Source organism: Polyangium jinanense (genome assembly GCF_028435365.1).
The window spans coordinates 1-24,135 of record NZ_JAGTJJ010000034.1; the positions used below are offsets into that span (position 1 = coordinate 1).

Below are 24,135 nucleotides of genomic sequence, written 5' to 3' on the forward strand. Positions count from 1 at the left end.
TGTACCGATCGGAGATGGGACCAATGCTCAGGCCCTGGTTCGGGTCGAGGGGCGAACAGCCCCCGCGGGGCCCGGGGCAGCGCCCCGGCGCGGCGCGTTGACGCGCGCAGCGCCACGTCCCAAATCCCTCGGGGAGGGTGCACGATGGATGCCATTCGAGGGCGGGACGTTTTTGCCGCTTTTACGATGTTCGCCGCGGTCTGTCAGGCGCCGCGGGACGCGAGCGCGGCGCCGAGCCGCGTGACGTGCCCCGGTGGCGAGCTGCGCGTGGTCGCGCATAAGCTGACGGCGTCGGAGGGAGGCGAGGTGGTCGTCGCGGACGCGGTCGAAACGCCCGACGGGGGGATCGTCGTGGCGGGCCATTTCAAGGGGTCGCTCACGCTCGAAGACAAGGTCCTCCGGAGTGCCGGCGACGCGGACGCGTTCATCGCCGAGATCGACGCGTGCGGGGGGATCCGCGACTTTCGCGGATACGGCGACGCGCTGAATCAGAGGATCCTGGACGTTGCCGTGGATACGGCGGGAAATCGGTATTTCGTGGGCTACTTCGAGGGGCGAATCGATTTTGGCAGCGGCGCCCTCGAAGGTGGCGGGTCCTTCCTTGTTCGGATGGATCCGACGGGCCGAGTGGCCTGGATGCATCGCGCGTACGAGCAGGAAGACATTTACATTTACCATCTCGACATGCTCGCCACGGGTTCCGCGCCCGGGGTCTTCGTGCTCGGCAGCCTGGAGGGGCACGCGGAGCTCGCCGGGATGCCGATCCACACCTCGGGCCTTCAGTCGTTCGTGGCTGCGTTCGATCCCGAGGGGCGGCCCTCGTGGAACACCGTCGTGACACGGAGCACCGACGACGAGGCGCTCGCCATGGAGGTGGACGCGGCCGGCCACGTGGTCGTCGCGGGACACAAGTCGACGGGCGCGAACCTCTTCGCGACGCGGCTCGATCCGCGCGGACAGCTCCTCTGGCACAAGCGATTCCGGGGCACGGGCTCGCAAAACGAGACTTTTTACGGGTTGGCGCTCACGCCCGACGGGGACCTCCTGCTCCGCGCTTACGGCGCGTTCGGCGAGCTCTCCGCGCCGCGCCCCGAGTCCGATACCGAAATCGAGTTCCTGGCCCGGCTGGATCGGGAGGACGGGCGCGTGATCTGGCGCCGGCCGGTCGCGAGTGATTCCACGCGTATCGCGGTGCAGTCCGGGGGCCGTATCCTGCTGGCCGGCCACGCCGCAGATACGGGAGAGCTCACCCTGAGGACGCTCTCCCCCACGGGCGAGGAGCTCGGGGCGCGTCGATTCGGAGGGTCGGTCCGCTTGAACGCGCTCCACGTGACGAAGGCGGATCAGGTCCTGCTCGCGGGGCGATTCACGGGCACTCTCGATTTCGGTGCCGGCCCCCTGTCCTCCGGGGATCTCCCCGCGGCGTTCGTCGCGAGGTTCTCGCCCTGATATCGTGCAACAGCCCTGCCGCTCGGGGGCGTCTCGTCTCCGCTCCCGCCTCCGCTCCGTTCGCCTTAGATTCTCCGAGGAAGGGAGGGAAGGATGAAGAAATCGACGAAGCTCATCGCCGCACTCGCCGCCTTGATGGCATCGGCCATCTCCATGCCCGTGTTCGCGGACGAGGCCGCGAACGCGGCGGAGACGGAGGAAGCCGAAGCTCGGACCGTGACCGTCGGGGGGCTCGGTGAGGTCATGGTGGCGCCCGATTCGCTGCGCACGAGCATTTCGGTCCGTGCCCGGGCCACGACGCTGGTCGAGGCGCGGACGGAGGCCGCGAGCAAGACACGCTCGATCATGCAGGCGCTGGAGCGCCTCCGGATCCCGGATATGCAAGTTCGGACGGTGGAAATCACGGTGACACCCATCACGGAGCGTCAGAGGGAAGAAGATGAGACGCCGCCGCGGATCATCGGCTACGAGGCGGAGAGCAGGCTCTCGGTCGCCCTGCGGGGCGTCGGGACCGAGATCCTGCGCGTCGTCGGCCCGCGGATCCTCGACACGGCGCTCGGCGCGGGCGCCAATGTCGTCGGCGGGATCGATTTCTTCCTGAGCAAACCGCGCGAGGCATACCGGCTCGCGCTTGCGGCGGCGGTGCGCGACGCGGAGGAGAATGCCAAGGTGGTGGCCGGCACGGCGCGGGTGGATCTGCGCGGGCTCCGGACGATATCGACGGAGGTCGCACGAAGCATCGAGTACGCGCAGCAGGCCGTGTACGAAGATTACGGAATGGCTGCCGGAGGGGGGTCGGAGTCCGTCGAATTCCCGGTCGAGCCTGGAGAGATCCGGGTGACGACGCAGGTGACGGCGAGCTTCGATTTCGCGGAGTAGGCGCAGAACGGGGTGATCGCGAGAATCACCCCGTTCGTCCCTTTTCCTGCGGCCGACTCGTCACATGCAGGTGAGGGCCTTGTCGAGCCCCTCGCAATAGGTTGCCTCGAACGTCCCTTGCCGCGTCTCGCCGGTGTCGAACGTGAACGTGTAATCGCCGCGGAGCGTGGTGTCGTCGAACTGATCGACGACCACGTTTCCACCGACGATCTCGCTCGTGAACGTGGCCTTTTTCTCCTCGTAGTGCCGGAACACCCCCCAGGCCACCTTGGCGCTTGCCGGCGTCGTCGCCTCGTCGAACGTGCCGACGTCATAGGTCCCGGGACCGGGATTCTGGGCGTGCAGGGAAAAGGACAGCATGACGTTCACGTTGGGCTCGTTCGTCCCGGTGCACCCGTCGGGAAAGACGCCGCAGGCATCGTCGAAATTCATGATGTGGACCATCGGCGAGATCCACGGCGTCGTCATCGACTCCTTGCGCGCCCAGATCGTCGAGCGGGGCGTGAGAGTCGTGTTTCCCACGGTGATGACGTCTTCCGGCGTGTCGCTGGCGGCATCGGGCGTGGTGCCGCCGCAACCGGCGGCGAGTGCGAAGGAGAGACTGAGGAAAAGATAAGGCTTCACGAAACACCTCCAGACTTGCACGTCATCGCGCATGCGCGCGCTCCGGCAAGCTGGGGGCAGGTTTCCGCCGACCGAGCGACCTCTCGCGTTCGGGGCGAAGGCTTGTTACCCTCGCCGCGCGATGCACCACCGGTTCGTTTCCGGCGCAAAGCTCTTGTCGATCGGAGCGGCGCTTTGGGCCTTCAGCGTCACGACCTCTTCCTCCGCCGCCGAGACGAGGCCGGTGGTGCCGGAGGCGCCCTCGTCGGGGTTCGTCCTCGGCACGAACATGTCGGTCGTCCCCCTCGACGACGACGTCCTTCGCGAGGAGGTGATGCTCGGGTACAAGTTCGGGCGCCTCTTGCTCGGTGTATCCGGGTATTACGCCAAGCACGACGTCGAGCTGCACCCGGAGTTCGGCCATTCGCACATCAAGGAAGAAACGTTTTGGGTCGGCCCCGAGGCTCAGGTCGCGTTTCTTCGTTCCGCGAATGCGCAGGTCGAGATGATCGGCCTCTTCGGAGCCGGCGCAGGGACGTGGAGGCGGTGGAGCACGGAGACGGAGTACGTGGGCACGGACTCGCCGCTCTCCGGCATCGACGGCGAATTCGTGACCAAAGAGACCTCAGGCCAGGGCGTACGCTTGCGGTGGCAGCTCGGGCTCGGCGTGCGATTCTGGTCCCACCCCGGGTTCGGAATCCACCTCGCCGGCGGGATCCTCGGCGATTACCGCCTGAGTAACTCCGGCTCCTTCGCCGAGCCCCCCGTGCAAGGGTTCGTCCAGGCGGGCCTCGTCGGCGTCCTCGGGGCGCCCACCACGGCCGTCACGCAAAAAGAGCCGCGCCCCGGATCGCCGGACTTCGGCATTGCATTGCAATCTGTCGTCTCGTCCTCGCCGCGCGCGGCCCTCGACGCCAACCTCGGGCTCGGGATCACCCTGCACCGTCTCACGCTCCTCGTCGGCGTCGACGTCCCCAAGTTCATCGATTTTGGTGCGTCCATTCCGAACCTCGAGCTGCAGGGGACCGTCTTCCGCTCCGCGGATCGGCGCCTGGAGCTCTTCCTGTCGAGCTCCGGGGGATACGCCGTCTACCCTTCGAGACCCGCGCTCCGCTGGAAGGCTGCGCCGGGGCTACGATTCTGGTCATCGCCTGGCGTGGCGTTCACCGGCGCCGTCGGCGTGCTGGGGGAAACGTACGACAAACCGTACGATCATGGCGACCCGCAAGAGAAGCACCACCACCTCACGATGTTCGGGCGGATCGGGATCCTGTCGGTGATCGGGCTGTGAAATCCGGGATTCCCCAGTCTATTTACACGCCGCTTCGAGCTCCTTGGCAGCCTTGCTCCAGGCTTCCTTCTCTTCCTCCGACCACGCGCTCGGATCCTTCTGCGTGAGCGCGGCCCGCGCCGCCGCTCGTTTCTGCTCGATCGAAGCGATGGACGCAGACGCGGAATGCATTTTCGACTCGCCGGGCGAGACGACGATCGTCACGAGCGAGCCCACGGCGCCGAGCCCCGCCGTCACGATGCCCGTGATACCCGTCACCGTCTTGATCGTCTCGGGGGAGTCGATCACATACGACCCAATGCCGCCGATCGCGCCGCCCACCGTCCCGACGCCGCCCGAGATCGAGCCCATGATGGTCTTGAACTTCTGCTGATCCTGCTTGGCTTCCTCGTAATCGTAGAGGAGCTGCGCCTGACGCTGGCTACAGACACGATCGGCGCGCTCGGCTTGACGCGCCACGTCTTCCGGCCATTGCGGCTCCCCGGTGATCAATGGCTCGCTCGGACGCTTGAGCGGAGTCGTCTCGTTTTTGGCACATCCGATCGACATCACCGCGAGCGCCATCCCCATGACGCTCACCGCCCCGAACGGCCTTCTCCCCACAAAAAGCCCCACGCCATCCCCCATACGTTGCCCCATCGATTTCCCCATGATGCGACCGTACCACCGACGGCGCGCGCCAAACAAGAAGGCCCGCACCTTTTCGTCAGGCGTTCGTCTCGCGCCGTAATCCGAGCCGCTTCATCCGGCTCTGGAGCGTGGTGGGGGGCAGGCCGAGGATGGCGGCGGCGCCCCCTTCCCCATAGATGCGACCGCCCGTCGCGCGGAGGACCCGCTGAATGTGGCGTCGCTCATTTTCGGCAAGCGTGACCAGCGCCTCCGTGGACCCGCCCTCCCCCGCGGCGGGCCGTTTGCGGGCGAGCGACACGAACAGGGCGAGGTCCGCGCGCTCGATCGTGCCCGATGCGGCCCGGATCGCCCCGCGCTCGAGGATATTCGAAAGTTCGCGAATGTTGCCCGGATAATCGTGATGCCGCAGCGCATCCTGCGCCCCCGCGGAGAGGCGGAGCGACGCTTTGCCCACCCGCGCGGAGAGCTCCTGCAAGAGGACCCGGCAAATTGCCGGGAGGTCCTCCATGCGCTCGCGCAGCGGCACGAGGCGCAGCGGGTAGACCGATAGCCGATAATAAAGATCCCCCCGGAACCGGCCCGCGGCGACGGCTTGCTCGAGGTCGACGTGCGTCGCCGCGATGACCCGCACGGAAACCTTGATCGCCTGCTCCGCGCCCACGGGCAAGACCTCGCCTTCCTGCAATGCGCGGAGGAGCTTGCCCTGGAGATCGAGGGGCAGCTCGCCGATCTCGTCGAGAAACAACGTCCCGCCGTCCGCGGCCCGAAAGAGGCCGGGGCGGGCCCGGAGCGCGCCCGAAAAAGCACCACGCTCGTGCCCGAAGAGCTCGCTTTCGAGCGTCCCCGAGGGCAAGGCCGCGCAGTTGACGGGGATGAACGGGCGCTTGCCGCGCGGGCTCTTTTCGTGGATGAAACGCGCCAGCCGCTCCTTGCCGGTGCCCGTCTCCCCGATGAGCAGCACGGTCGAGCTCGTTCCCGCGACGAGGGCCGCCTGCCGCGCGAGCTCGCGCACCTGAGAACTGTCGCTGTCGCCGAGCACGGAGGCGTCCTCGGTGATCTCGCCGATGCGGCGCTCGAGCGCCGCGGCCCGCTCTTCACTTTCGAGGCCCGCGCGGGCGAGCCGCTGGTTCTGGCGAATGCAATGGATCGAGAGCGCGAGCAGGCGCCCGAAGACCTCGACGAGGTCGACCACGGCGCGCGGATAAGGTCCGCACCGCGCGCGGTCGATCGACATGACCCCAAAGACCTCGGAGCCGGTCACGAGCGGCACGACCATGCACGCGTGGCCGTGCGGAAAATCCATCAATCCGTCGAAGAGGTCGCCGTCGCCGTGGGCGTGGTCGTCCTCGGTGAAGACGCGGCTCCTGCGCTCCTCGATGGCGAGCCGGATGGAGGGGAAATGGTCGAGGTGGATCCGGTATTCGCGGACCTCGGGGCGGAAGAGCGAGCCACGCCCGGCCCTCGCGCGGAGCAAGGCGCCTTCGAGCTCGAAGATGACCGCGAGATCGTAGGGCGCGATGCGACCGAGCCATTCGAGGCCCCGGTGCAAGAGCTCGTCGAGCGCCGCCGGCGTCCCGTCCGCCAGCTGCGCCAGGTCCGCGAGCTCGCGCGTACTCCCGGCGACCCACTCGTCGAGATTCATACGGCAAGAGTAACCGACCCGTCTCGACGCGCGCAACGACGCCTCGTTGTTTGAGCACCGACGGTTCGGTGTCGCGCAACGATATTTCGCTGCGCACCGACCGGTCGTTGTCATTGCGCACAGCGTCATCCAGCAAAATCAAGAAGTTACCGGTTCTGGCCGGCTGGTACGTGGTGTGCCCGTCGCGCCGTCTGCGGGGGTGGCTGCGAGGAGGACGAGGATGGAGCGATCGGGGAACGAGAACGGGCGACGGCGCATGAGCGCGTCACGGGTGCTGGCAGGTGTTTTGGCGTCGGTGGCGCTCGTCGGCGCTTGCAGCGGGGAAGATGGGACGGGCGGCAACGCGCCGATCGCGCCCTCCCTCGACCAGGAGCTCACGGAGCTTCTCGCCGCCGAGGGCGTGAAGCCGGTGGAGAAGCCGGCGGCGCAGGATCCGGGGCTCGTGAAGCTCGGGCAATTGCTCTTTTTCGAGAAAGAGCTGAGCGGCCGGCGGAACATCGCCTGCAGCACGTGCCATCATCCTTTGCTCGGGTCCGCGGACGGGCAAAGTCAATCCCGCGGCCAGGGCGCGACGGGGCTCGGGCCGCAGCGGGTGCACGGGCCGAAGAGCCTGTTCTTGGCCCGGAATACGCTCTCGATCTGGAACCGGGGCGTGAAGGGCTGGGACACGATGTTCTGGGACGGACGGCTCGCCGGCAATCCCACGGACGGGTACATCTCGCCCGCGGGCGACGCGACGCCGCAAGAATTCTCGAATGCGCTCGCAGCATTCTTCATCATCCCGATCACGCCGGGCGAGGAGATGCGCGGGTTCCAGGGTGAGCTCGACGTGAACGGGAACCCGAACGAAATCGGCGACCTGACGGACGCGGATTTCGCCCAGATCTGGCCGCTCGTCGTGGCGCGCGCGATGGCCATCCCCGAATACCGGGACGCGCTGCTCGCGGCCTTCCCGGGGACGACGGAGGCCGATATCAACGTGGTACACCTGGCCGAGGCCGTGGGCGCCTTCATGACCGACGCGTTCACGGCGCTCGATACGCCGTTCGATCGGTACCTCGCCGGCAATCATGGGGCGCTGTCGGACGCGCAGAAGCGAGGCGCGATGCTGTTTTATGGGCGCGCGAACTGCGGGTCGTGCCATAGCGGCTCGCTGCAGACCGATTTCGGCTTCCACAACATCGCGGCGCCGCAGGTGGGCACGGGCAAGGGCGAGGAGGCGCCGCTCGACTATGGGCGCGGGCGCATCACGCTCAAAGAGGAGGATCGGTTCAAGTTCCGGACGCCGTCGCTGCGAAACACGGAGCTCGAAGGGCCGTGGATGCACAATGGCGCCTACGCCCACCTGGAGGACGCGGTCCGGCATCACCTCGATCCCGAGGCGTTCTTGAAGGCGTACAACGACAAGCAGGTCGAGCCCGAGCTCTGGGGCACGTACCAAAACAGCGAGGAGACGCGCAAGACGCTGCTCGCGTCACTGGATCCAATGCTGAAGGTGGAAGGCGCGCCGCTCACGGACGCCGAGGTCGCCGATCTGATGGCCTTCCTGTCGGCGCTGACCGATCCCGCGTCGTTGAATCAGCTTTACCTGATCCCGGACAGCGTCCCGAGCGGGCTGCCCGTGGACGATTGACGCCTTAGCCCCTCTCCACGAGCGCCGCCACCCGCTGCCTGAGCGACGCATCCGCCGACGGCCCGAGATACGACGTGGTGTCGGCCGCGAGCGCCGCGATCCGATCCGACCGTCCCCGCGCCCGGAGCAGCCCCGCGAGCCGCTCCACCACGTCGATCCACGGATCCCCGCCCATCGGCCGCGCCAACCGCTCGGCCTCCTCCGCGTGCTCCAGCGCCTCGGGCCCGCGGCCTGTTTTCTCCGCGAGGTCCGCGAGGAGGAGCCGACACTTCACGGCGCGCCCCGACAAACCAAGCTCGGTGCACAACGTGAGCGCGCGGAGCGCTTGCACCTCGGCCTCCAGGAGCTCGCCTTTTTCGCGCAGGTGATGCGCCAGGTGAAACCCCGAGTGCGCCTGCGCCAGCACGTTGCCCTCGCGCACCGCGAGCGCGTGCACCGCCTTCTGATCCTCGATCGCCTCGTCGAGCCGACCCATCGCGGCAAACGTCATCGCCCGACCGCTGCGCGCCGCGACCTGGCCCCACACGGCCGCGAGCGGATCGCCCTCCAAGGCGAGCTCTTCGCCGGCGCGGATCGCCGCCTCGAACACCTCGATCGCCGCGTCGTACCGCCGCACGTCGCGCAGCAAATTGCCGAGGTCGTGGCCAGCCCGCACGACCGCGGGCAGGTTGTCCGAGCCGCGGAGCGTCTCCCAGCCCTTCTCGGCGAGCGCGAGGCCCTCCTCGATTTTGCCCTGGCTGCGGAGCTGAAAGCCACGCGTGCAGAGCGCCTGCGCCGCGTCGAAGGGCCTCCCCGCGCGCCGGAAGAGCTCCTCGGCTCGTTCGAGCTGCGAGACCGCCTCGGGCCAGCGCGCGCGCTGGTGCGCGGTCTCGGCGCAGAGAAGGTGACAGCGCGCGCGCACCGTGAGCGCCTCCTCGCGCGTGTCGTCGCTGAGAAGCGCGAGGCTTTGCTCGACGCGCTCGCTCGCCTCGTCGAAGCGGCCGAGCCAGAAGAGCGCGATGCCGAGGTCGAAGAGCGCGCGGGCCGCCGCGAGCGGGTCGTCGTCCCGCAATCGGCTGCGCAAGGTCTCCGCGGTCATGAGCGCCTCGACCGCGTCGACGAACGCGCCGAGGGCGACGGCGCGGCGGCCCGTGAGGCGCGCATACTGCACGATGCGCTCGATCTCGTCGGTCTGGCTGTAGTGATGGAAGAGCGCGGGCAGGTGCGGCGCGAGCTTGCCGGCGTGCAGGCGCTCGATGGACGCGGCGGCGAGATGGTGCAGTACGCGCTTGTTGTCCATGAGCACCGTGCCGTAGATGGCGTCCCGCGCGAGCACCTGCCGGAAGGCGAACGTCTCCTCGCCGCGCTCCTTGCGGTGCGAGAGGATACCCCGGCGGACGAGCTCGTGAAGATGCCGTTGCGAGGTCCGCTCGTCGCCGAGCGCAGATGCAACGGCGTCAAAAAGATCCGCGCTGAACTCCACGCCGAGGATGCTCGCGTATTGCAGCGTGGTGCGGAGCTCCGGCTCCAGCCGATCGAGGCGCACGAGGAGCATGCCGACGAGCGAAGAGGGCACCGTGAAGCGCCGGAGGGACGCGGCGTCGGCCGTGACCATGCCCTGCTCGCGCAAGGACAGCGAGAGCTCCTCGGCGAAGAGAGGGTTGCCCGCGGCCCGCTCGACGAGCAGGCGCACGACATCCGCCGAGGGCTCCTCCCCCGCGAGGTGGACGGAGATCTCGCGGATCTCGTCGTCCGTGAGGGGCGCGAGCGGGACACGCGTGACCGCGACGTGCTCGGGAAGCGTGGCGATCTCGCCGTCGCGGCTCGTGACGAGGAAGACGACGGGGAGCGTGGAGCGGTAGCCGCCGAGGACGCGGCCGAGGAGGTCGAGGCTCGTCGCGTCGGCGCGGTGCATGTCGTCGAGGACGCAGAGGACGGGCCTTCCGGGCCGAAGCGCGCTCGCCCTCCGCGCGAGGGCTTCGAGCAGAAGGGTGAGCGTCTGCTGCACGCGGCTCTGGAAGCCGTCGGGCCCGTACTGGTCGACGAGGTCGTGCCCGCCGAGGCCGAGGAGGAAGTCGACGACGGGCGCCTTGGCGATGAGCTCGCTGCGGCGGGCATCCTCGAGCGCGGCGGCGAGGGCGCCGATCTCGGTCGTCGTCTGCAGCGCGTCGATCATGGTCGCGCCGGGCGGGAAAAAGACGCGGCGGAGGAAGGCGACCCAGGCGCCGTACGGCGCGGCGGAGGCCGGGTGCGCCCGGACGACCAGGGTACAGCGCGCGTCGTCGACCTCGACGCGCCGCAAGAGCTCGTGCACGAGGCGCGACTTGCCGACGCCGGGCCCGCCCGTGACGAGCCCGAGGTGCAAGCCGCCGCGCGCGCGCGCCTCGGCGAGCAGGCCTTCGAGCGTGGAGAGCTCGGCGTCGCGGCCGACGAAGGAGCGATCCTCGGGGGCACCGGCGCGGCTCTTGCGCGGGCCCTCGGCCTCGGAGGGTCCAAGGATCTCGTAGGCCTCGCTCGGGCGCGCGCGGCCCTTCATCGAGATGGGCCCGAAGTGCCGCTCCGTGAACCTGCCGCCGAGCAGGTCGAGCGTCTCGCGGCTGACCACGACGGCGTTGAGCGGCGCCGAGCGCTGGAGCATCTCGGCGAGGTTGATGCTCTCGCCCGTGAGCATGGCGTCGCCGCCGCGCGTGACGAACCCCGTGTGGACGCCGATGCGCATGGAGAGCGCGCAGCCGATCTCGGCGAGGGTCGCGTTGATCTCGTGGCGGTGATCGAGCGCGGCGAACGCGGCGGCGACGGCGCGCTCGGCGTCGTCCTCGTTCGACGCGTGATACCCGAAAACGGCCATCAAGGACTCGCCCGGCGGCCTGTCGACACGCGCGCCGGCCGTCTCGAAGGCGCGGCCGATGACCTCGGAGATCTGCGTGGCGATCTGCTCGATGTCCTCGGCGCCGAGCGTGCTCTCGCATGGCTCGTCGAGCGCGAGGCCGACCATGGCGATCGTGAGGTGCCTGCGTTCGCCCTTGCGCAGGCTCGGCCGCGGGACGTCGGCCCCGGCGCGCGCGCGGCCGAGCCCGGCGAGCTTCGACTGGATGCCCGCGAGCTTGGGCACGGGCGGCGGCGGCGGGATCGAGACCGTCTTGCCGCGGGTGATCGCGACCGTGGCCTCGTTCTCGAGGCTCGCGCGGCGCGTGGGCACGCTCGATCGTTGCGCGGCGCGGCGCAGGTCGTAGAGCACGGCGCGATCCGCGGCGAAGGGCTCGAGGGCGCGGGCGAAGGCCGCCGCGTCGGGGAACCGTTCGATCGGCTCGATGCGGATGGCGCGCATGACGGCGTCGGCGAGGCCGGGCGGGACGTTCGGCGCGGCGGCGGCGAGGGGGCGCGGGGGCTGCCTCTCGGCGAGCGCCGTGAGGTAGCCGATGAGGCTCGCGCCGGGCCACGGGCGCACGCCGGCGACGAGCTCGTAGAGCACGACACCCGCGGCGAAGACGTCGGTCCACGGCCCGATCGCGCCGTGATCGCGGACCTGCTCGATCGCCATGTAAAACGGCGACCCCACGAGCTCGCCGGGCCGCGTGTTCGGATCGTCGACGAAGTGGGCGACGCCGAAATCGAGCAGCTTCGGGATCTCGCCGAGCACCTCGCTCCGCGCCAGGAAGATGTTGCGCGGCGTGATGTCGCGGTGGATGACGCCGAGCTTGTGGACCTTGTGCAGGACGTCGAGGACCTCGAAGACGATGCGCGTCGCGTACGCCGGCGCGAGCGGCCCATCCGTGAGCCGCTGCTGGAGATCCTCGCCTTCGAGGTACTCCATCACCATGTACTGCGTGTTGTCGTCGAGCCGGTCGATGTCGAAGATCTGCGGCAGGCGATCGTCGCGGATGCGGCTCGCGGCGAGCGCCTCGTTGCGGAAGCGCTCGGCCATCGCGGCCTTGCCGGCCATCTCGGGGCGGACGGTCTTGATGACGACGCGCGAGCCGAGCACGGGGTGCGCGGCCTCGTAGATGATGCCCATCCCGCCCGTGCTCATCACGCGGACGATGGGGAACTTGCCGATGCGCACGCCCTTCTCGAAGGCGCGCAGCGCGGGCCCGACCCCGTCAGGCAGGGGACCGGGCAGCGTCGAGCCCGCGCGCGGCCCTCCTGAAAAGCCGCCGGCCAGCGTGTCGTGATCACGTATGGGGAAGCGCCCCGAAGGGTCCGCCACGCCGTCCTCCGCCAAGACCAGGATCGCCACGCCGGGCGACTGCCCGGGCCGCGCGTCCGCAGCGGGCGTTCGTACCTAGTTTGCCGGGGCTCCGCAAGGGGCGGCGGGTTCGATGTCCTAGGCGGCGCGGTGTCCGTGTCCGCCCTTGCCGACGATCGCGACGGTGCTCGCCTGCGGGCCCTTCTCGCCGAGCTCCTCCTCGTAGCGGACCTCGGTGCCCACGGCGAGCCGCGAGAAGCCGTTGTTGAGCACGCTGTTCTTGTGGAAGTACACGTCGTACCCGTCCTCGGCCTCCAGGAAGCCGTAGCCGCTGTCCGGGAAGATCCGCGCCACCCTTCCGTGCGGTGGCCCGACGCGCGTCTTCACCTCACCCCGCTGCTTCTTCACGTACTCCTGGAGGAGCCGGCGCGCGCCGTCGAACGCCTCGTGCACCGCGACGTACACGTCCTCGTACGCGCGCTGGTGCGGCTCCTCGGCAGACTCGCCGCCGACCACGAGCTCCTCGCCGGGCACGGTCATGTCGATGCGCACCCGGTAGACGTTGCCCTGGTGACGCCGGCGGGACTCTGGCTCGATCGCCACGCGGCACCCCATGATCCCACCGTAAACTTCGTCGAGCTTCTCGGCCTTCTCGCGCACCTCGCGCGCCACGGACTCCGACGATGGCATGTCGCGGAACGTGATCTGGAGCGGTAACTTCATGGAACCTCCATGGCGCCAGTCCGTCGGGCCGCCTCGGGCGCCCGCCGGCCATCGACCCTTCTCCCCCTCACATTCGGCTCCGTCCGCGCTGCGGCAAGACCCGGCGCGCCCGTCAGGGTGTGGCACGGCTTGCTTCTTCGCTCCATGGTCGACCGGACCGCCGAATCGAAGTATGGTGCCGCCGGGACGAACGAGCTCTGATGCGACCGCTCATGATAGGAGTTGCCGGCGGCAGCGGCTCCGGCAAGACGACCGTGGCCCGCCGTATCGCCGAGGCGCTGCCTCCCGCCGGCGTGACCATCCTCGAGCACGACGCGTATTACCGCGACCGTGACGACATCTCCTACGAGGAGCGCTGCGGGCTGAACTTCGATCACCCGGAGTCTCTGGAGACCGAGCTTTTGGTCGAGCACCTCGCCGCCCTCCGACGAGGCGAGGCCATCGACGTTCCCCGGTACGACTTCAAGACGCACCGCCGCGCGCCCGATTCGCGCCGGGTCGCGCCGACGCCCGTGGTGATCGTCGAGGGCATCCTGGTGTTCGTCGAGGCGAAGCTCCGCGAGCAGCTCGACATCAAGATCTACGTCGACACCGACGCCGACATCCGCGCCTTCCGCCGGATCCGCCGCGACATCGAGCACCGCGGCCGGACGTTCGAGTCGATCCGGGAGCAGTACTACCGGACCGTGCGGCCGATGCACCTCATGTTCGTCGAACCCTCGAAACGCTGGGCCGACGTGATCATCCCCGAGGGGGGTGACAACAAGATTGGCATCGATCTCGTGATCGCACTCATCCGCCAGATGCGCGGAGCCGAGATGGCCGGCTGAGTTTGGCGCGACGGCCGGGTGACATCCTGCCCCGAGTTGGGGTAATGGACGCGCCGTGATCAACACCGACCACGATCCGACGAGGCCCGCCTCCCTGCCCCCGCCGCCGACCACGATCCTCTGCGTGTCGAGCTACTTCAAGGGCAACGACTTCCTGAAGCAGGCGCGGCGCGAGGGTTGTCGGGTCATCCTGCTCACGCTCGAGTCCTTGCTCGGCAAACCCTGGGCGCGCGAGGACATCGACGAGATCTTCGGCATGCCGACCTTGAACGATCGGCGCGCCGTGGTGAACGCCGTCAGTTACCTCGCCCGTACGCGCGAGATCGAGCGCGTCGCGCCGCTCGACGACTACGACGTGGAGCTCGCCGCGCACCTGCGCGAGCACCTGCGCATCCCCGGCATGGGCGAGACGACGGCGCGGTATTTCCGCGACAAGCTCGCGATGCGCGCCCGCGCCAAGGATCGCAGCATCCCGGTGCCGGACTTCGTTCACGTGCTGAACGACGAGCGCGTGCGTCGCTTCTTGCGCACGGTGCCGGCGCCGTGGCTGCTCAAGCCCCGCTCCGAGGCCGCGTCGCTCGGCATCAAGAAGCTCGACCGCGAGGAGGACGCTCTGCGCGTCATCGAAGAGCTCGGCGACGATCGTTCGCGTTACTTGCTCGAGCGGATGATCCCGGGCGAGTTCTTCCACGTCGACTCGATTGTCTCCGAGAAGCGCATCGTGTTCGCCGAGGCGCACCAGTACCGGACGTCGCTCTTCGAGGTCGTGAACCAGGGCGGCCCCTCGGCGACGCAGACGATCGATCGGTCGAGCGACCTCTGGCGCGAGATCATCGATATGAACGAGCGGGTGATCGAGCACATGGGCCTCGTGCGGGGCGTGACGCACATCGAGTACGTGCGCTCGGCCGAGGACGGCCGGATCTACTTCATCGAGGCGGCGGCGCGCGTCGGCGGCAGCCACACGGCGGACGTGGTGGAGGCGGCGACGGGGATCAACCTGTGGCGCGAATGGGCGAAGGTCGAAATCGCGCAAGGCGAACGCCCGTACGTTCTCCCGCCGCGGCGGTACGACTACGGCGGCCTCGTGCTCTCGCTGTCGCGGCAGGAGCATCCGGACATGTCGGCGTACACGGATCCGGAGATCGTCTGGCGCACGCCGGAGAAGCCGCACCACGCGGGTCTCATCGTTCGCGCTGACAACCCGGCCCGCGTGCGCGAGCTCGTCGAGGATTATGCCGTGCGGTTCGTCGGTGATTTCACGGCCGTCCTGCCGCCGCCGACCCAGGCGACGGCTTGACCTTGCCTTTTCCCCTCCCCGCCCCTAGGTTCTCTCCCGCCGGCTGACAGCCGGCCCGGACGAGACGCGCCGTACCCGGTCAGGCAAAGACGACGCACCCCGAAGGAAGGAGTGCGTGTCATGGCGTGGGTATCCCTCATCGTCGCAGGGCTGCTCGAGGTCTGCTGGGCCATCGGATTGAAGTACACGAACGGGTTCACCCGCCCGCTCCCGAGCGTGCTGACGATCGCGGCGATCGTGGCGAGCATGTATTTGCTCGCGTTCGCGACGAAGTCTCTGCCGATCGGGACGGCCTACGCGGTGTGGGTGGGCGTCGGCGCGCTGGGCACGGCCATCGCTGGCATCGTGCTGTTCGGGGAGTCGGCGGCGCCGGCGCGGGTCGTCTTTCTCGCGCTTTTGCTCGCCTCGATCGTCGGCTTGAAGGCGAACGCGTGAGCGTGGACCGCCGCCGGGTGTGTCACGACGAACTGCATCGTTGCCGGAGCCGCTCCAGACCGTCGAGGAGCAGCTCGAGCCCGAACTGGAAGTCGTGCACGCCGCGGTGGGCGCCGTCGATGACGAGCTCCGTCAGCGCGCGCATGTAGGGGTATTCGTCGGCGGGGAGCCGCGGGAGGAACATCTTCGCCGCGCTCGCATACTCCGAGGGGTCGAGCGGGAAGTTGAGCTCCTGCATCGTGAACCCGTAGATGTGGCTGTCGATCGCGTTCCACGCGCGATCGGCCATCTCGTAGGAAAAACCCGCTTCCCGCAGGCAGCCGAGCGTCGCATTGATGTAGCGGAGCATCGCCGGCCCCACGTTGACGCGTGATCCGACCAGCATCGGAGCCCACGGGTGGCGCAAGAACACCTCGTGGGCCGAGGTCGCGCGCTTGCGCATGGCCGTCTTCCAGTCGGCGCCGCCGATCGCGGGCACTTCGATCTCGGCCACGACGAGGTCCACGATGCCGTCGAGCAGGTCGTCCTTGCTCGCGACGTGGTTGTAGAGCGACATCGCCTCGACCCCGAGCTCCTGCGCGAGCCTGCGCATGGAGAGTGACGCGAGGCCCTCCTCGTCAGCGACACGGATCGCGGTGCGCAGGATGCGCTCCCGCGTCAGGGGGTCGCGTCGGGGCGCGCGCCGTTCGGGATTTTTGGCTTTGGCCATCTCGTTTCGCGCTGCCACCTTGACATACTTACGGTGTAAGTACAAGCTGTACTTACACCGTAAGTTCGACACGCCACTCCCGACCAGGAGACGGACCATGCACGCGCTCGTTCAACCCGAATACGGCTCGCCCGATGTCTTGCGGCTCGAGGAGGTCGAGACGCCGACCATCGGCGACGACGACGTCCTCGTCCGCGTGCATGCCGCATCGGTGTGCAAGGGCGACGTGCACCTGCTCACGGGCAAACCCTACCTCGTGCGCCTGGGCTTCGGCCTGCGGCGGCCCAATCGCCGCATTGCAGGGCAAAACGTGGCCGGCACGGTCGAGGCCGTCGGACGCAACGTCACCACGACGAAGCCGGGCGACGAAGTCTACGGCCAAGTGACCAGCGGGTTCGCCGAATACGTCCGCGCGCGCGAAAGCGAGCTCGCGCCGAAGTCGACGAGGCTCACGTTCGAGCAGGCGGCCGCGATGCCCGACTCGGGCATGACGGCATTGCAGGCGCTACGCGACGCGGGGCGGCTGCAGGCGGGACAGCGGGTCCTCATCAATGGTGCGTCGGGCGGCGTCGGATCGTTCGCGGTTCCGATCGCCAAGGCCATGGGAGCCGAGGTGACGGCCGTGTGCAGCACGCGGCACGTCGACAAGGTGCGGTCGATCGGCGCCGACGAGGTCGTCGATTACACGAAAGAGGATTTTACGAAACAAACCGGGCGCTTCGACGTGATGCTCGACCTCGTGGGAAACCGCTCGCCTTCAGCGTGCAAGCGGGTGCTGAAGCCGACGGGCACGTACGTGTCGTGCGCGGGTTCGCCGGGCGGGCAGTGGATCGGGCCGGTCGTCTGGATCATGAAGGTGATGCTCACGGGCATGTTCGCGAGCCAGAAGATGGCGCCGTTCCTCACCAAGCCGCGGCGTGAGGATCTGATTGCATTGAACGATCTGGTGGAAGCCGGAGCGCTTTTGCCGGTGATCGAGCGGGCGTACACGTTCCGCGAGGCCGCCGAGGCGGTGCGTCACGTGGCCGAGGGGCATGCGCAGGGAAAAACCGTGATCGTCGTCCGACAGTGAAGGAGGTCAGGCTTGCTTCTTCGCGCGAAATGCCTCGAGCGCTTGGACGGCCCCGCCGGCCGCGTGTGTGCCTCCGGCGGCGTTCTTCGCCCATGAACGCAGAATGGGCATCAGCGCCGGCCGCTGAATCCGAAGCTCGTCCAGCACGGCGTTCGCTTGTCCTCGCACGAGGGAGGCCATGATCCGCGCAACCTCCTCGGCCGTGATGGGCCCCCGAAACCCCTCTACCGCGGCGACGTACGCGCGGTCGTATTTGGTTCGCTCTTCATGCACCCCGCGGGACGCTTCATCCGCGAGCTCGCGCGAAAAACGTCGCTCGATCGCCGCGTACGTCCGCTCCGAAAGTTCATTTCGCCGCAAAATATCGGCACGCGAATCGCGTTGCTCCGCGATTTCAGCCGAGAGCGCGGCAAAATGCTCGATCGTGAAGGTCGCCGGATCGAGCTCGGGCAGAGGCTCGGGCGCGACCTCGACGGGCGCGGGCGGCGCGGCGATTTCGGGTGGCGCGGCGATTTCGGGCGGCGCGGCGGCGCGGACCGTCGCGAGGGGCCCGATCATCGGCGGAGCCGCCGGCAGGCCCGGCGAGACCATGTCCGGCGGCGAGGGGCGCGAAGCGGGCGGCGGATCAAAATGCAGCGCCGGCGCCGGCGGCACGGACGACGGGGGCCGCGAGGGCGGCGGCGCCGGCGGCGGCGCGGGCAATACGCCCCCCAGGACGGCGAGCGGGGCTTTTACGAAGGGCAACGCCGCCCCCGGATCGACCCGCGGAGGCTCGCCCGACAGGCTCGTGGTTTCCTCGACCGAGAGGGCATCCGCGAAATCACCCGGCGCGAATGGCAACGCGGGGGACACCGCCGCCTGCTGGCTCGAGCGCCAGTCGAGCTGCACGGTCCCGGGCGCGCCGTGGCCCGAGAGCTGCCGATCGCTCTCCTCGGTCGTCACCACGACACACCCGTCTTCATTCGACGACGACAGCGGCACCGTGCCCCGCCAGGTGAGCGAGCAGATGCCCCGGTTCGTGTCGATGAAGAGTGTATCGCACCGGAAACGCAGATCCGCGAGCGCCCCGCTCTTCTGCACGAGCGCGCGCGGCGTGATGAGCCGCAGGCGCGTCGAGAGCTGCGGCGTATGCGGGTGGAGGTTCGTCAGCGTGATCCGCTCGTCCCCCCGGAGCTCCGCGACCCGCTGATCGAGCGGCGCCGCATTGAAGAACGACGCGTCGATCCCGGCCGGCAACGGTCCCTCCCCCAGGCGGTGCGGATCCCAGCCCCCCGCATGCCGCGGGAGTTTGTCGCTGCGCTCCGGCCACGTCGGCGCGATCGGCCCGAAGCCGACCGGCGGAATCACGTCCGAAGGCCTCGTCAGGCGGAATCCCGGCGGCACGAGGTTCGGCACGCGCCTCTGGTGCCTCGGGTCGGGCGGCGCATTCGCCTGCACGCCGACCGGGTTCGTCGTCCCCGGCCCGCCCGCGGCCCGCTCCCATCGAAGCGCGATCCGGCCCGCCGGAGGCTCCTCGAGCAGCCGCCCGTCTGTGGTCCACGCGCGCTCGCCATGCACCTCGATCGTCTTGTCGAGCACGTCGGAGACCACGAGCCGCGCGAAAAAAGGCCCACTTTGCGCGGTGTGATGCGCGTAGGCGTGGCCGACGAGCAGGATGTCCACGCCCCGCTTGAATGGGACGAGGTCGCTCGCCCCGCTCAGGCTTCGTCGCTCGTCGTCGTCCCAGTACTCGTCGCGCTCGTTCGGATCGTCCTGCTCCTCGGCGAGGACCGACAGCTCGGGCGCGAGGGCGAAGGTCGCCTTGCAGACGACCGTGAGCGCATACGCGCCCTCCCGCGGCTGCCAGACGATGGAGCCGACACGAAGGGGACACGCCGAGACGACTTCCATCGAGGCCATGACGGAAACGCCGCGCGCCTCAGGGCGCCAGGAGCAGGACGCGCACCTGGCTCGGGACGATGCGCATCCCAGGCGCGTTCGTGCTGTTGTGGATGTTCACGCTCGTCAGGCGCGTGCCCGGCAGGCCGCCCACGAGCACGGAAAACGCGGCCGTGAGGCTGCGCGTCGGGCCCATCACGGTCCCGGACGCCACGCCCGTCGCGATGCCCGGATTGTCTCCCAGGCTGATCGGGATCATCGTCGCCAGGTTGTGCGCGGGCGTGCCGCCATAAAGCACGACCGGGACAAACGGGATCCCGAGCGGGCCGATGGAGAGGTTCGGATACGGGATCGGGATCGGCGCGGGCGCGGGCGGCACGGGGGTCAGGCACACGTCGGGGAAGCCCAGGTTCAGCCCGCCCATCTGCGAATTTGCGAACATGGTCCGAGCCTCCTAACCGAGCTGGATCTGCTTGCCGTCGACCTTGATGAGCTCCTCGGCGTGCACGACCGCGTGCTCGGCGCGCATGGCGAGCGTCGTCTCGGCGGCGTAGTCGACCTTGTTCGCCTTGAGCTGGTCGATGTCCTCGACGGTGCGGAACGAGCGTTTTACGCGCTCGGAGACGCGCTCGAAGATCGACTCCCGCGTGGTGCCCACGGTCTTGATCGCCTCGATCTCGGCCTTGAGGCGATCGCCGAGGTAGGCGAGCTTCTGCACGAAGAGCTTGCCCTCGAGCGCGCTCACCGAAAGCGCCCGGCCGACGAGGCTGATCTCGTCGCCCGACGCGACGCTCACGCCCTTGGCTGCACGCAGGCCGAGTTTGCCGGAGCCTGTGACGAGGTCGAGATCCCCTTCGACCTCGATTTTCGTTGCCGCCTTCGTCTCGCCCTCGGGTCCTTCGAGCACGGCGAGCACGAAGCACCGCCCTCCGGGGCCGAAGGAGCAGAGCACCACGTCGCCCGGAGCGGGCGCGACGAGACAGCTCTTCGCGCGCCGGGCCGCGCAATCGAAATCGCCCACGCGGACCGTGACGACCCCGTCTTTCACGTCGACGACCGTCCCCTCGTCGATCGTCGTGAGCTCGCGATTCAACTTCCGTGCGGCGCTGTGCATGGCGTCTCTCCTGATCGAACGGTCAATACGGCGGGTTCCAGTCCTCGGACGTGACGACCTCGGCCTCGTCTCCGAGGGCGGCGGCGCGGCTGCACCAGATCGTATCCTTGTCTTTGACGCGGTGGAAACGCGTCCGGAAGACCTTCGCCCCGGTGAAGTCGGCCGCCGAGACATCGGCGTGCGTGAAGTCGGCGTAGGTCAGATCGCAGCCTGAAAGCCGCGCCCCCTCGCACGCGGCGCGGTGGAAGATGGCCTCGTCCACGCGCGCGCCCGAAAGATCGGCGAGTGGCATCTTGGCGTCGGCGAAGAGCGCTCGCGTGAGGCACGCCTTCGTGAAGGTCGCGCGCGCAAGCTTCGCCTCGACGAAGATGGCCTGCTGCGCCTCCGCGCCGTCGAAGCACGCGCCCGCGAGGTTCGCGCGCATGAAGTTGCACTGACGCACGATCGCCCGCTCGAAGGAGGCGCCCTCGAGGTCTCCGTCGATGAACTGCGACAGCGTCAGATCCATCGCCGCGAAGCTCACGCCGCGGAGCTTGGCGCCGATGAAGAGCGTGTTGTCGAAGCGCGCCTCGGCGAAATCGGTCTTCTCGAGATCGGCCTTGTAGAGCGTCGTCTGTTTGAGGCACGCCCGGGCGAGGATCATACCTGTCACCGTCGACTCGACGAACCCGGCGCGATCGAGGTTCGAGCCCGAGAGATCGGCGCGCGTGAGATCGCTCTGCGCGAATCCCGAGATCACGAGGTCGGATCCGGCGAACCGCGCCTCCGTGAGATCACACTGGTAAAACTTCACGACGGGCATGTTCCCGCCGCGCAGATCGGCGCCGCGCAGGCTCGAGCGATTGAACACGGCGTGGCGCAGGTTCGCCTTGTCCATGCGGGCGCCTTCGAAGTCGCACTCGCTGAGCACGCTCTCCTTGAACAGGCATCCGCTGAGATTCGCCCCGCGGAACGAGACGTTCTCGAAGATGCCGCCGGAGAGATCGGCGCCGGCGAGATCCAGACCGGAGAGGTCGACCCCGGAGAGGATCTCCCCGCCCTTGACCATCTGCACGAGCTCGCTTTTATCCACGGCTCTCCTTGCTGCCTGGCTTGACCACGGCGCGCGGCGTGGTCGGATCCACCGTGGTCGCGGCGCCCGCGCTGCCCTTCGGCGAGACACGAACCTGCGTGACGAGGGCATCCAAAAAGCTCGTTTTGTCGTCACCGACGGCGCGCAAGAGGTCGGCGCGGAAGAGGTTCGCGCCCTTGAAATCGGCGCGGCCGAGCTTGGCCTTGAGGAAGATCGCGCCCTCGAGGTTCGCCGCGACGAGGCTCGCGCCCGTCAGATCCGCGCGCATGAACAGCGCGTTCTTGGCAACGGCGCGGTAGAGCTTTGCTTCCCGCAAGACGCACTTCGAGAGGTCCGACGAGGAGAGCGTCGCGCCGCTGAAATCCGCGTGGCTGAAGTCGGCCTCGCGCAGCGTCGCCGCGGCGATCGTCGCCCCCGTGAAATCCGCGCCGACGAAGGAGCAGGGCTCGGCGAGCCGCATCCCGCAGAGGTTCGCCTGCAGGAACGACGCGCCGTCGAGCGTGCACCGCACGAGCGAGGCGTGCTCGAGCGTCGCGTTCGCGAAGTTCGCGTTCCTGAGGTCGACCTCGACGAGCATCGCGTGGACGAACGTCGACGCCCGCAGATCACAGCCGCGCAGAAGGTTGCCCTTCATGATGCACTTATCGAAGCGCGCCCCCGCGAGAGCCGCGCCGTCGAGCAGAACGTCGGAGAGATCGGCGAGCTCGAACACGACGTCGCGGAACGACGCGCCCGTGAGGTCGGCTTTGCTGAGGATCGCGCTGTGCAGCGTGACTCCGTCGAGCTTCGCGTTCCTGCCGTTCGAAGCGCCGAGGTTCGCCTCCGTGAGATCGGCGCCCGTGAGATCGGCGCCCACGAACGCGGCCCCCGCGAGCACCACGCGCGAGAGCTTCGCACCTGAAAGGTTTGACCCCGAAAGATCGGCGTTCTCCAGGAACGCCTCCGTGAGATCCACGCCGCGGAGGTCCATCTCGGAGAGATCGGCCCCCGAGAGGTCGATCCGCGCGAGGCTCCGGCCCTCCGCGTGCGCAGCCGCGACGCGCCTCCGCAGCTCGCTGCGCGCGGGTTCTTCGAGGCGACCGGGACGGTGCTCGGCGAGATGGGCTCCGTCGCGATACGCGTTCCGCGCCTCCTCCTCGGCCTTCCGGAGCTTCTGCTCCGTGGCTGGATCCGCGAGCGCCGCGTCGAGATCGGGCGTCGCGACGTTCGCGTTGTGGCAAAGCGTCTGGATGTCGCGCAGGCGCTCGAGCTCCTTGTCCGCGGAAAACTTCGGCGGCCCGGCGGCTTCCTTCTTCATCCGCTGGACCTCGGCGTCGTAGTCGAGGCCCGCCGTGGCGTAGCGCTTGCGCGCGTCCGCGAGCGCCTTCTCGTGCGCCGCGTCCATCTTGCGTTGCGCCTCCGCGAGATCCCGCTCCGAGCGCTCCACGAAGTCCGGAAGGTCCCCGAACGAGGGCCCGTCCACGGGCTTCGGCCCCTCGACGACCGGCACGAGATCCGGATCTCCGCCGGCCGCCAGGATGGCCGCGCGTGTTTTGTCGGCCTCGCGCCGCGCGCGCTCCGCGAGGTTTTTCTGGAGCAGGTTTTCCGAGCGCGTGAGATCGAACATCGCGTCGATCTCCCCGCCTCCCGAGGCCTTGCCGCCCGCGTCCGGCGGCAAGAGATCGCCGTCGCGGAACACCTCGGAGGCCTCGCGTTTCGGATCGAGCCTGCGCGCGAGCACGGCGCGGTAGTGCTCGATCGGCCGGGGCGCCGCGCGATCGTCCGCGGCGACGAGCAGGTGGAGGATGTCGTCGGCGTCATCCTCGGCGATGGCCCAGAGCCCGCGGAAGGAGAGCGCCACACGCTCGTGGTGCGGGAAGAGCTGCACCGTGTCGAGGTGCAGCGGGATCTCGCGGAACACGTCTCCCTCGGCCGTCCGTTGGGTCACAAAGCATCGACCGACGACGCCCGGCAATCGCCCCTCGATCCGAGGTTTGTCGGGGTGCATGTTCTCGACGACGATCTCCTCGACGCCCTCGAAGTAGCCGGCCGCGAGCTTCTGGTCGTTCGGCGCGGCGTTCCACATGGAGAGGTCCATGTCCTTCGCCAGGCCCGGCAGCTCCTCGCGCATCCACTTCGTGTCGTAGGTGCCGATCTTCGGCCACCGCTGGGCCCAGAGCAGATCGTAAGGCCCGAAGCCCGCCGGCTGCGGGCGATCGGACGTGCTCTTGATGAGCTTGTCCGGCAGCTCGATGTTCGGCAGCCGGTGCACCGCGCGCCCGTCCTCCAGGACCTTCGCGAACCCCACGCCGATCGGGTTCTGTGGAAACCCCTCGCCGCCGAAGGCCCGGTCGTAGCGGATGGGCATCTCGGTGAAGAGCTCGGGATCACTCGGCGTGCCGTCGCGCCGGAAGACCCGATCGCCGATGACGTAGAGCGTCTTGTCGATCGGGCCGACCTTCACGCGCACCGAGGCGGCGGGCCGCGGCACGCGATTCGCCGTGTAGCAGCGGCCGTGGACGAGCACTTCGCCACGCTGCTTGGGCATGCACTCGTCGATCACCGCCTCCTTGCCGAGCTCCGCGGCCGCGAGGCGCCAGAGCTCGACCTCGGAAAGGAGGTTTCGAGCGGGGCCGAGATCGCAGAACACGAAGATCGTCGGGACGAAGTAGTGCTTGCGATCGAGCTCGAACGTCCGCGTCAGGACGCCGAGCTTCATGGGCTTGATCGT

General features: G+C 68.7%; 20 protein-coding genes and 1 riboswitch. Of the genes, 8 read left to right on the forward strand and 12 right to left on the reverse strand.

Annotation, left to right across the window (positions count from 1 at the left end; translation table 11 throughout):
- Window positions 1-144: 144 nt before the first annotated feature.
- Window positions 145-1,449, forward strand: coding sequence for a hypothetical protein (locus KEG57_RS36280; protein ID WP_272424284.1), 1,305 nt, complete (start codon window positions 145-147; stop codon window positions 1,447-1,449).
- A 93-nt stretch (window positions 1,450-1,542) separates the two neighbouring features.
- Window positions 1,543-2,328 carry an SIMPL domain-containing protein gene (locus KEG57_RS36285; RefSeq protein ID WP_272424286.1) on the forward strand — a complete coding sequence of 262 codons (786 nt, stop codon included), beginning with the start codon at window positions 1,543-1,545 and terminating at the stop codon, window positions 2,326-2,328.
- Between the two features lie 60 nt (window positions 2,329-2,388).
- On the opposite strand, the gene KEG57_RS36290 is transcribed toward KEG57_RS36285, so the two are convergent.
- Together KEG57_RS36290 and KEG57_RS36295 are read right to left on the reverse strand one after the other, a co-directional pair.
- Entirely contained in the window at window positions 2,389-2,952 is a 564-nt protein-coding gene (locus KEG57_RS36290; protein WP_272424287.1) for a hypothetical protein, read from the reverse strand.
- Between the two features lie 105 nt (window positions 2,953-3,057).
- On the reverse strand, window positions 3,058-3,222 hold the full coding sequence (locus tag KEG57_RS36295; protein WP_272424290.1) for a hypothetical protein: 165 nt from the start codon (window positions 3,220-3,222) through the stop codon (window positions 3,058-3,060).
- On the opposite strand from KEG57_RS36295, the gene KEG57_RS36300 reads away from it, so the two are divergent.
- Complete coding sequence (locus KEG57_RS36300; protein ID WP_272424292.1) at window positions 3,221-4,222, forward strand: hypothetical protein; 1,002 nt, start codon at window positions 3,221-3,223, stop codon at window positions 4,220-4,222. The genes KEG57_RS36295 and KEG57_RS36300 overlap by 2 nt on opposite strands.
- Window positions 4,223-4,240: 18 nt before the next feature.
- Here the strand turns inward: KEG57_RS36300 and KEG57_RS36305 are convergent, their stop codons facing one another.
- Complete coding sequence (locus KEG57_RS36305) at window positions 4,241-4,873, reverse strand: hypothetical protein (protein ID WP_272424294.1); 633 nt, start codon at window positions 4,871-4,873, stop codon at window positions 4,241-4,243.
- A 55-nt stretch (window positions 4,874-4,928) separates the two neighbouring features.
- Window positions 4,929-6,494 (reverse strand): sigma 54-interacting transcriptional regulator, encoded by a 1,566-nt coding sequence (locus tag KEG57_RS36310; protein ID WP_272424295.1) that lies wholly within the window; start codon window positions 6,492-6,494, stop codon window positions 4,929-4,931.
- 256 nt (window positions 6,495-6,750) lie between these two features.
- Between KEG57_RS36310 and KEG57_RS36315 the strand changes: the two genes are divergently transcribed.
- Window positions 6,751-8,127 (forward strand): cytochrome-c peroxidase, encoded by a 1,377-nt coding sequence (locus KEG57_RS36315; protein WP_272424297.1) that lies wholly within the window; start codon window positions 6,751-6,753, stop codon window positions 8,125-8,127.
- A gap of 4 nt (window positions 8,128-8,131) precedes the next feature.
- Here KEG57_RS36315 and KEG57_RS36320 read toward each other — a convergent pair whose 3' ends face one another.
- Together KEG57_RS36320 and KEG57_RS36325 are read right to left on the reverse strand one after the other, a co-directional pair.
- Window positions 8,132-12,343, reverse strand: coding sequence for a serine/threonine-protein kinase (locus KEG57_RS36320; RefSeq protein ID WP_272424298.1), 4,212 nt, complete (start codon window positions 12,341-12,343; stop codon window positions 8,132-8,134).
- 87 nt (window positions 12,344-12,430) lie between these two features.
- A complete protein-coding gene (locus tag KEG57_RS36325) occupies window positions 12,431-13,015 on the reverse strand; it encodes an HPF/RaiA family ribosome-associated protein (protein ID WP_272424300.1) in 585 nt (194 codons plus the stop codon).
- 212 nt (window positions 13,016-13,227) lie between these two features.
- Between KEG57_RS36325 and udk the strand changes: the two genes are divergently transcribed.
- The 3 genes from udk (at window position 13,228) to sugE (ending at window position 15,580) form a co-directional block, all read left to right on the forward strand.
- Window positions 13,228-13,845 carry a uridine kinase gene (gene udk, locus KEG57_RS36330; protein ID WP_272424301.1) on the forward strand — a complete coding sequence of 206 codons (618 nt, stop codon included), beginning with the start codon at window positions 13,228-13,230 and terminating at the stop codon, window positions 13,843-13,845.
- Window positions 13,846-13,900: 55 nt separating this feature from the next.
- Window positions 13,901-15,145 (forward strand): ATP-grasp domain-containing protein, encoded by a 1,245-nt coding sequence (locus KEG57_RS36335; RefSeq protein ID WP_272424303.1) that lies wholly within the window; start codon window positions 13,901-13,903, stop codon window positions 15,143-15,145.
- Window positions 15,146-15,179: 34 nt separating this feature from the next.
- Window positions 15,180-15,244: riboswitch (guanidine-III (ykkC-III) riboswitch) on the forward strand.
- A gap of 21 nt (window positions 15,245-15,265) precedes the next feature.
- Window positions 15,266-15,580, forward strand: a complete 315-nt coding sequence (gene sugE / locus KEG57_RS36340) for a quaternary ammonium compound efflux SMR transporter SugE (protein WP_272424304.1) — start codon at window positions 15,266-15,268, stop codon at window positions 15,578-15,580.
- A gap of 22 nt (window positions 15,581-15,602) precedes the next feature.
- Here the strand turns inward: sugE and KEG57_RS36345 are convergent, their stop codons facing one another.
- A complete protein-coding gene (locus KEG57_RS36345; RefSeq protein ID WP_272424305.1) occupies window positions 15,603-16,289 on the reverse strand; it encodes a TetR/AcrR family transcriptional regulator in 687 nt (228 codons plus the stop codon).
- Between the two features lie 97 nt (window positions 16,290-16,386).
- Between KEG57_RS36345 and KEG57_RS36350 the strand changes: the two genes are divergently transcribed.
- The gene (locus tag KEG57_RS36350) at window positions 16,387-17,361 is read left to right on the forward strand and encodes an NAD(P)-dependent alcohol dehydrogenase (protein ID WP_272424306.1); all 975 of its coding nucleotides are present in this window, start codon (window positions 16,387-16,389) and stop codon (window positions 17,359-17,361) included.
- 6 nt (window positions 17,362-17,367) lie between these two features.
- Here KEG57_RS36350 and KEG57_RS36355 read toward each other — a convergent pair whose 3' ends face one another.
- The 5 genes from KEG57_RS36355 to KEG57_RS36375 are packed head-to-tail and all read right to left on the reverse strand — an operon-like array spanning window position 17,368 to window position 24,123.
- Entirely contained in the window at window positions 17,368-19,260 is a 1,893-nt protein-coding gene (locus KEG57_RS36355; protein ID WP_272424307.1) for a DUF2169 family type VI secretion system accessory protein, read from the reverse strand.
- 19 nt (window positions 19,261-19,279) lie between these two features.
- Window positions 19,280-19,681 (reverse strand): DUF4150 domain-containing protein, encoded by a 402-nt coding sequence (locus KEG57_RS36360; protein ID WP_272424309.1) that lies wholly within the window; start codon window positions 19,679-19,681, stop codon window positions 19,280-19,282.
- Between the two features lie 12 nt (window positions 19,682-19,693).
- Window positions 19,694-20,353 (reverse strand): DUF3540 domain-containing protein, encoded by a 660-nt coding sequence (locus KEG57_RS36365; protein WP_272424311.1) that lies wholly within the window; start codon window positions 20,351-20,353, stop codon window positions 19,694-19,696.
- Between the two features lie 22 nt (window positions 20,354-20,375).
- Window positions 20,376-21,425, reverse strand: a complete 1,050-nt coding sequence (locus tag KEG57_RS36370; RefSeq protein ID WP_272424312.1) for a pentapeptide repeat-containing protein — start codon at window positions 21,423-21,425, stop codon at window positions 20,376-20,378.
- On the reverse strand, window positions 21,418-24,123 hold the full coding sequence (locus tag KEG57_RS36375; RefSeq protein ID WP_272424314.1) for a DUF2169 family type VI secretion system accessory protein: 2,706 nt from the start codon (window positions 24,121-24,123) through the stop codon (window positions 21,418-21,420). The genes KEG57_RS36370 and KEG57_RS36375 overlap by 8 nt, the downstream gene beginning before the upstream one ends.
- Window positions 24,124-24,135: the final 12 nt, after the last annotated feature.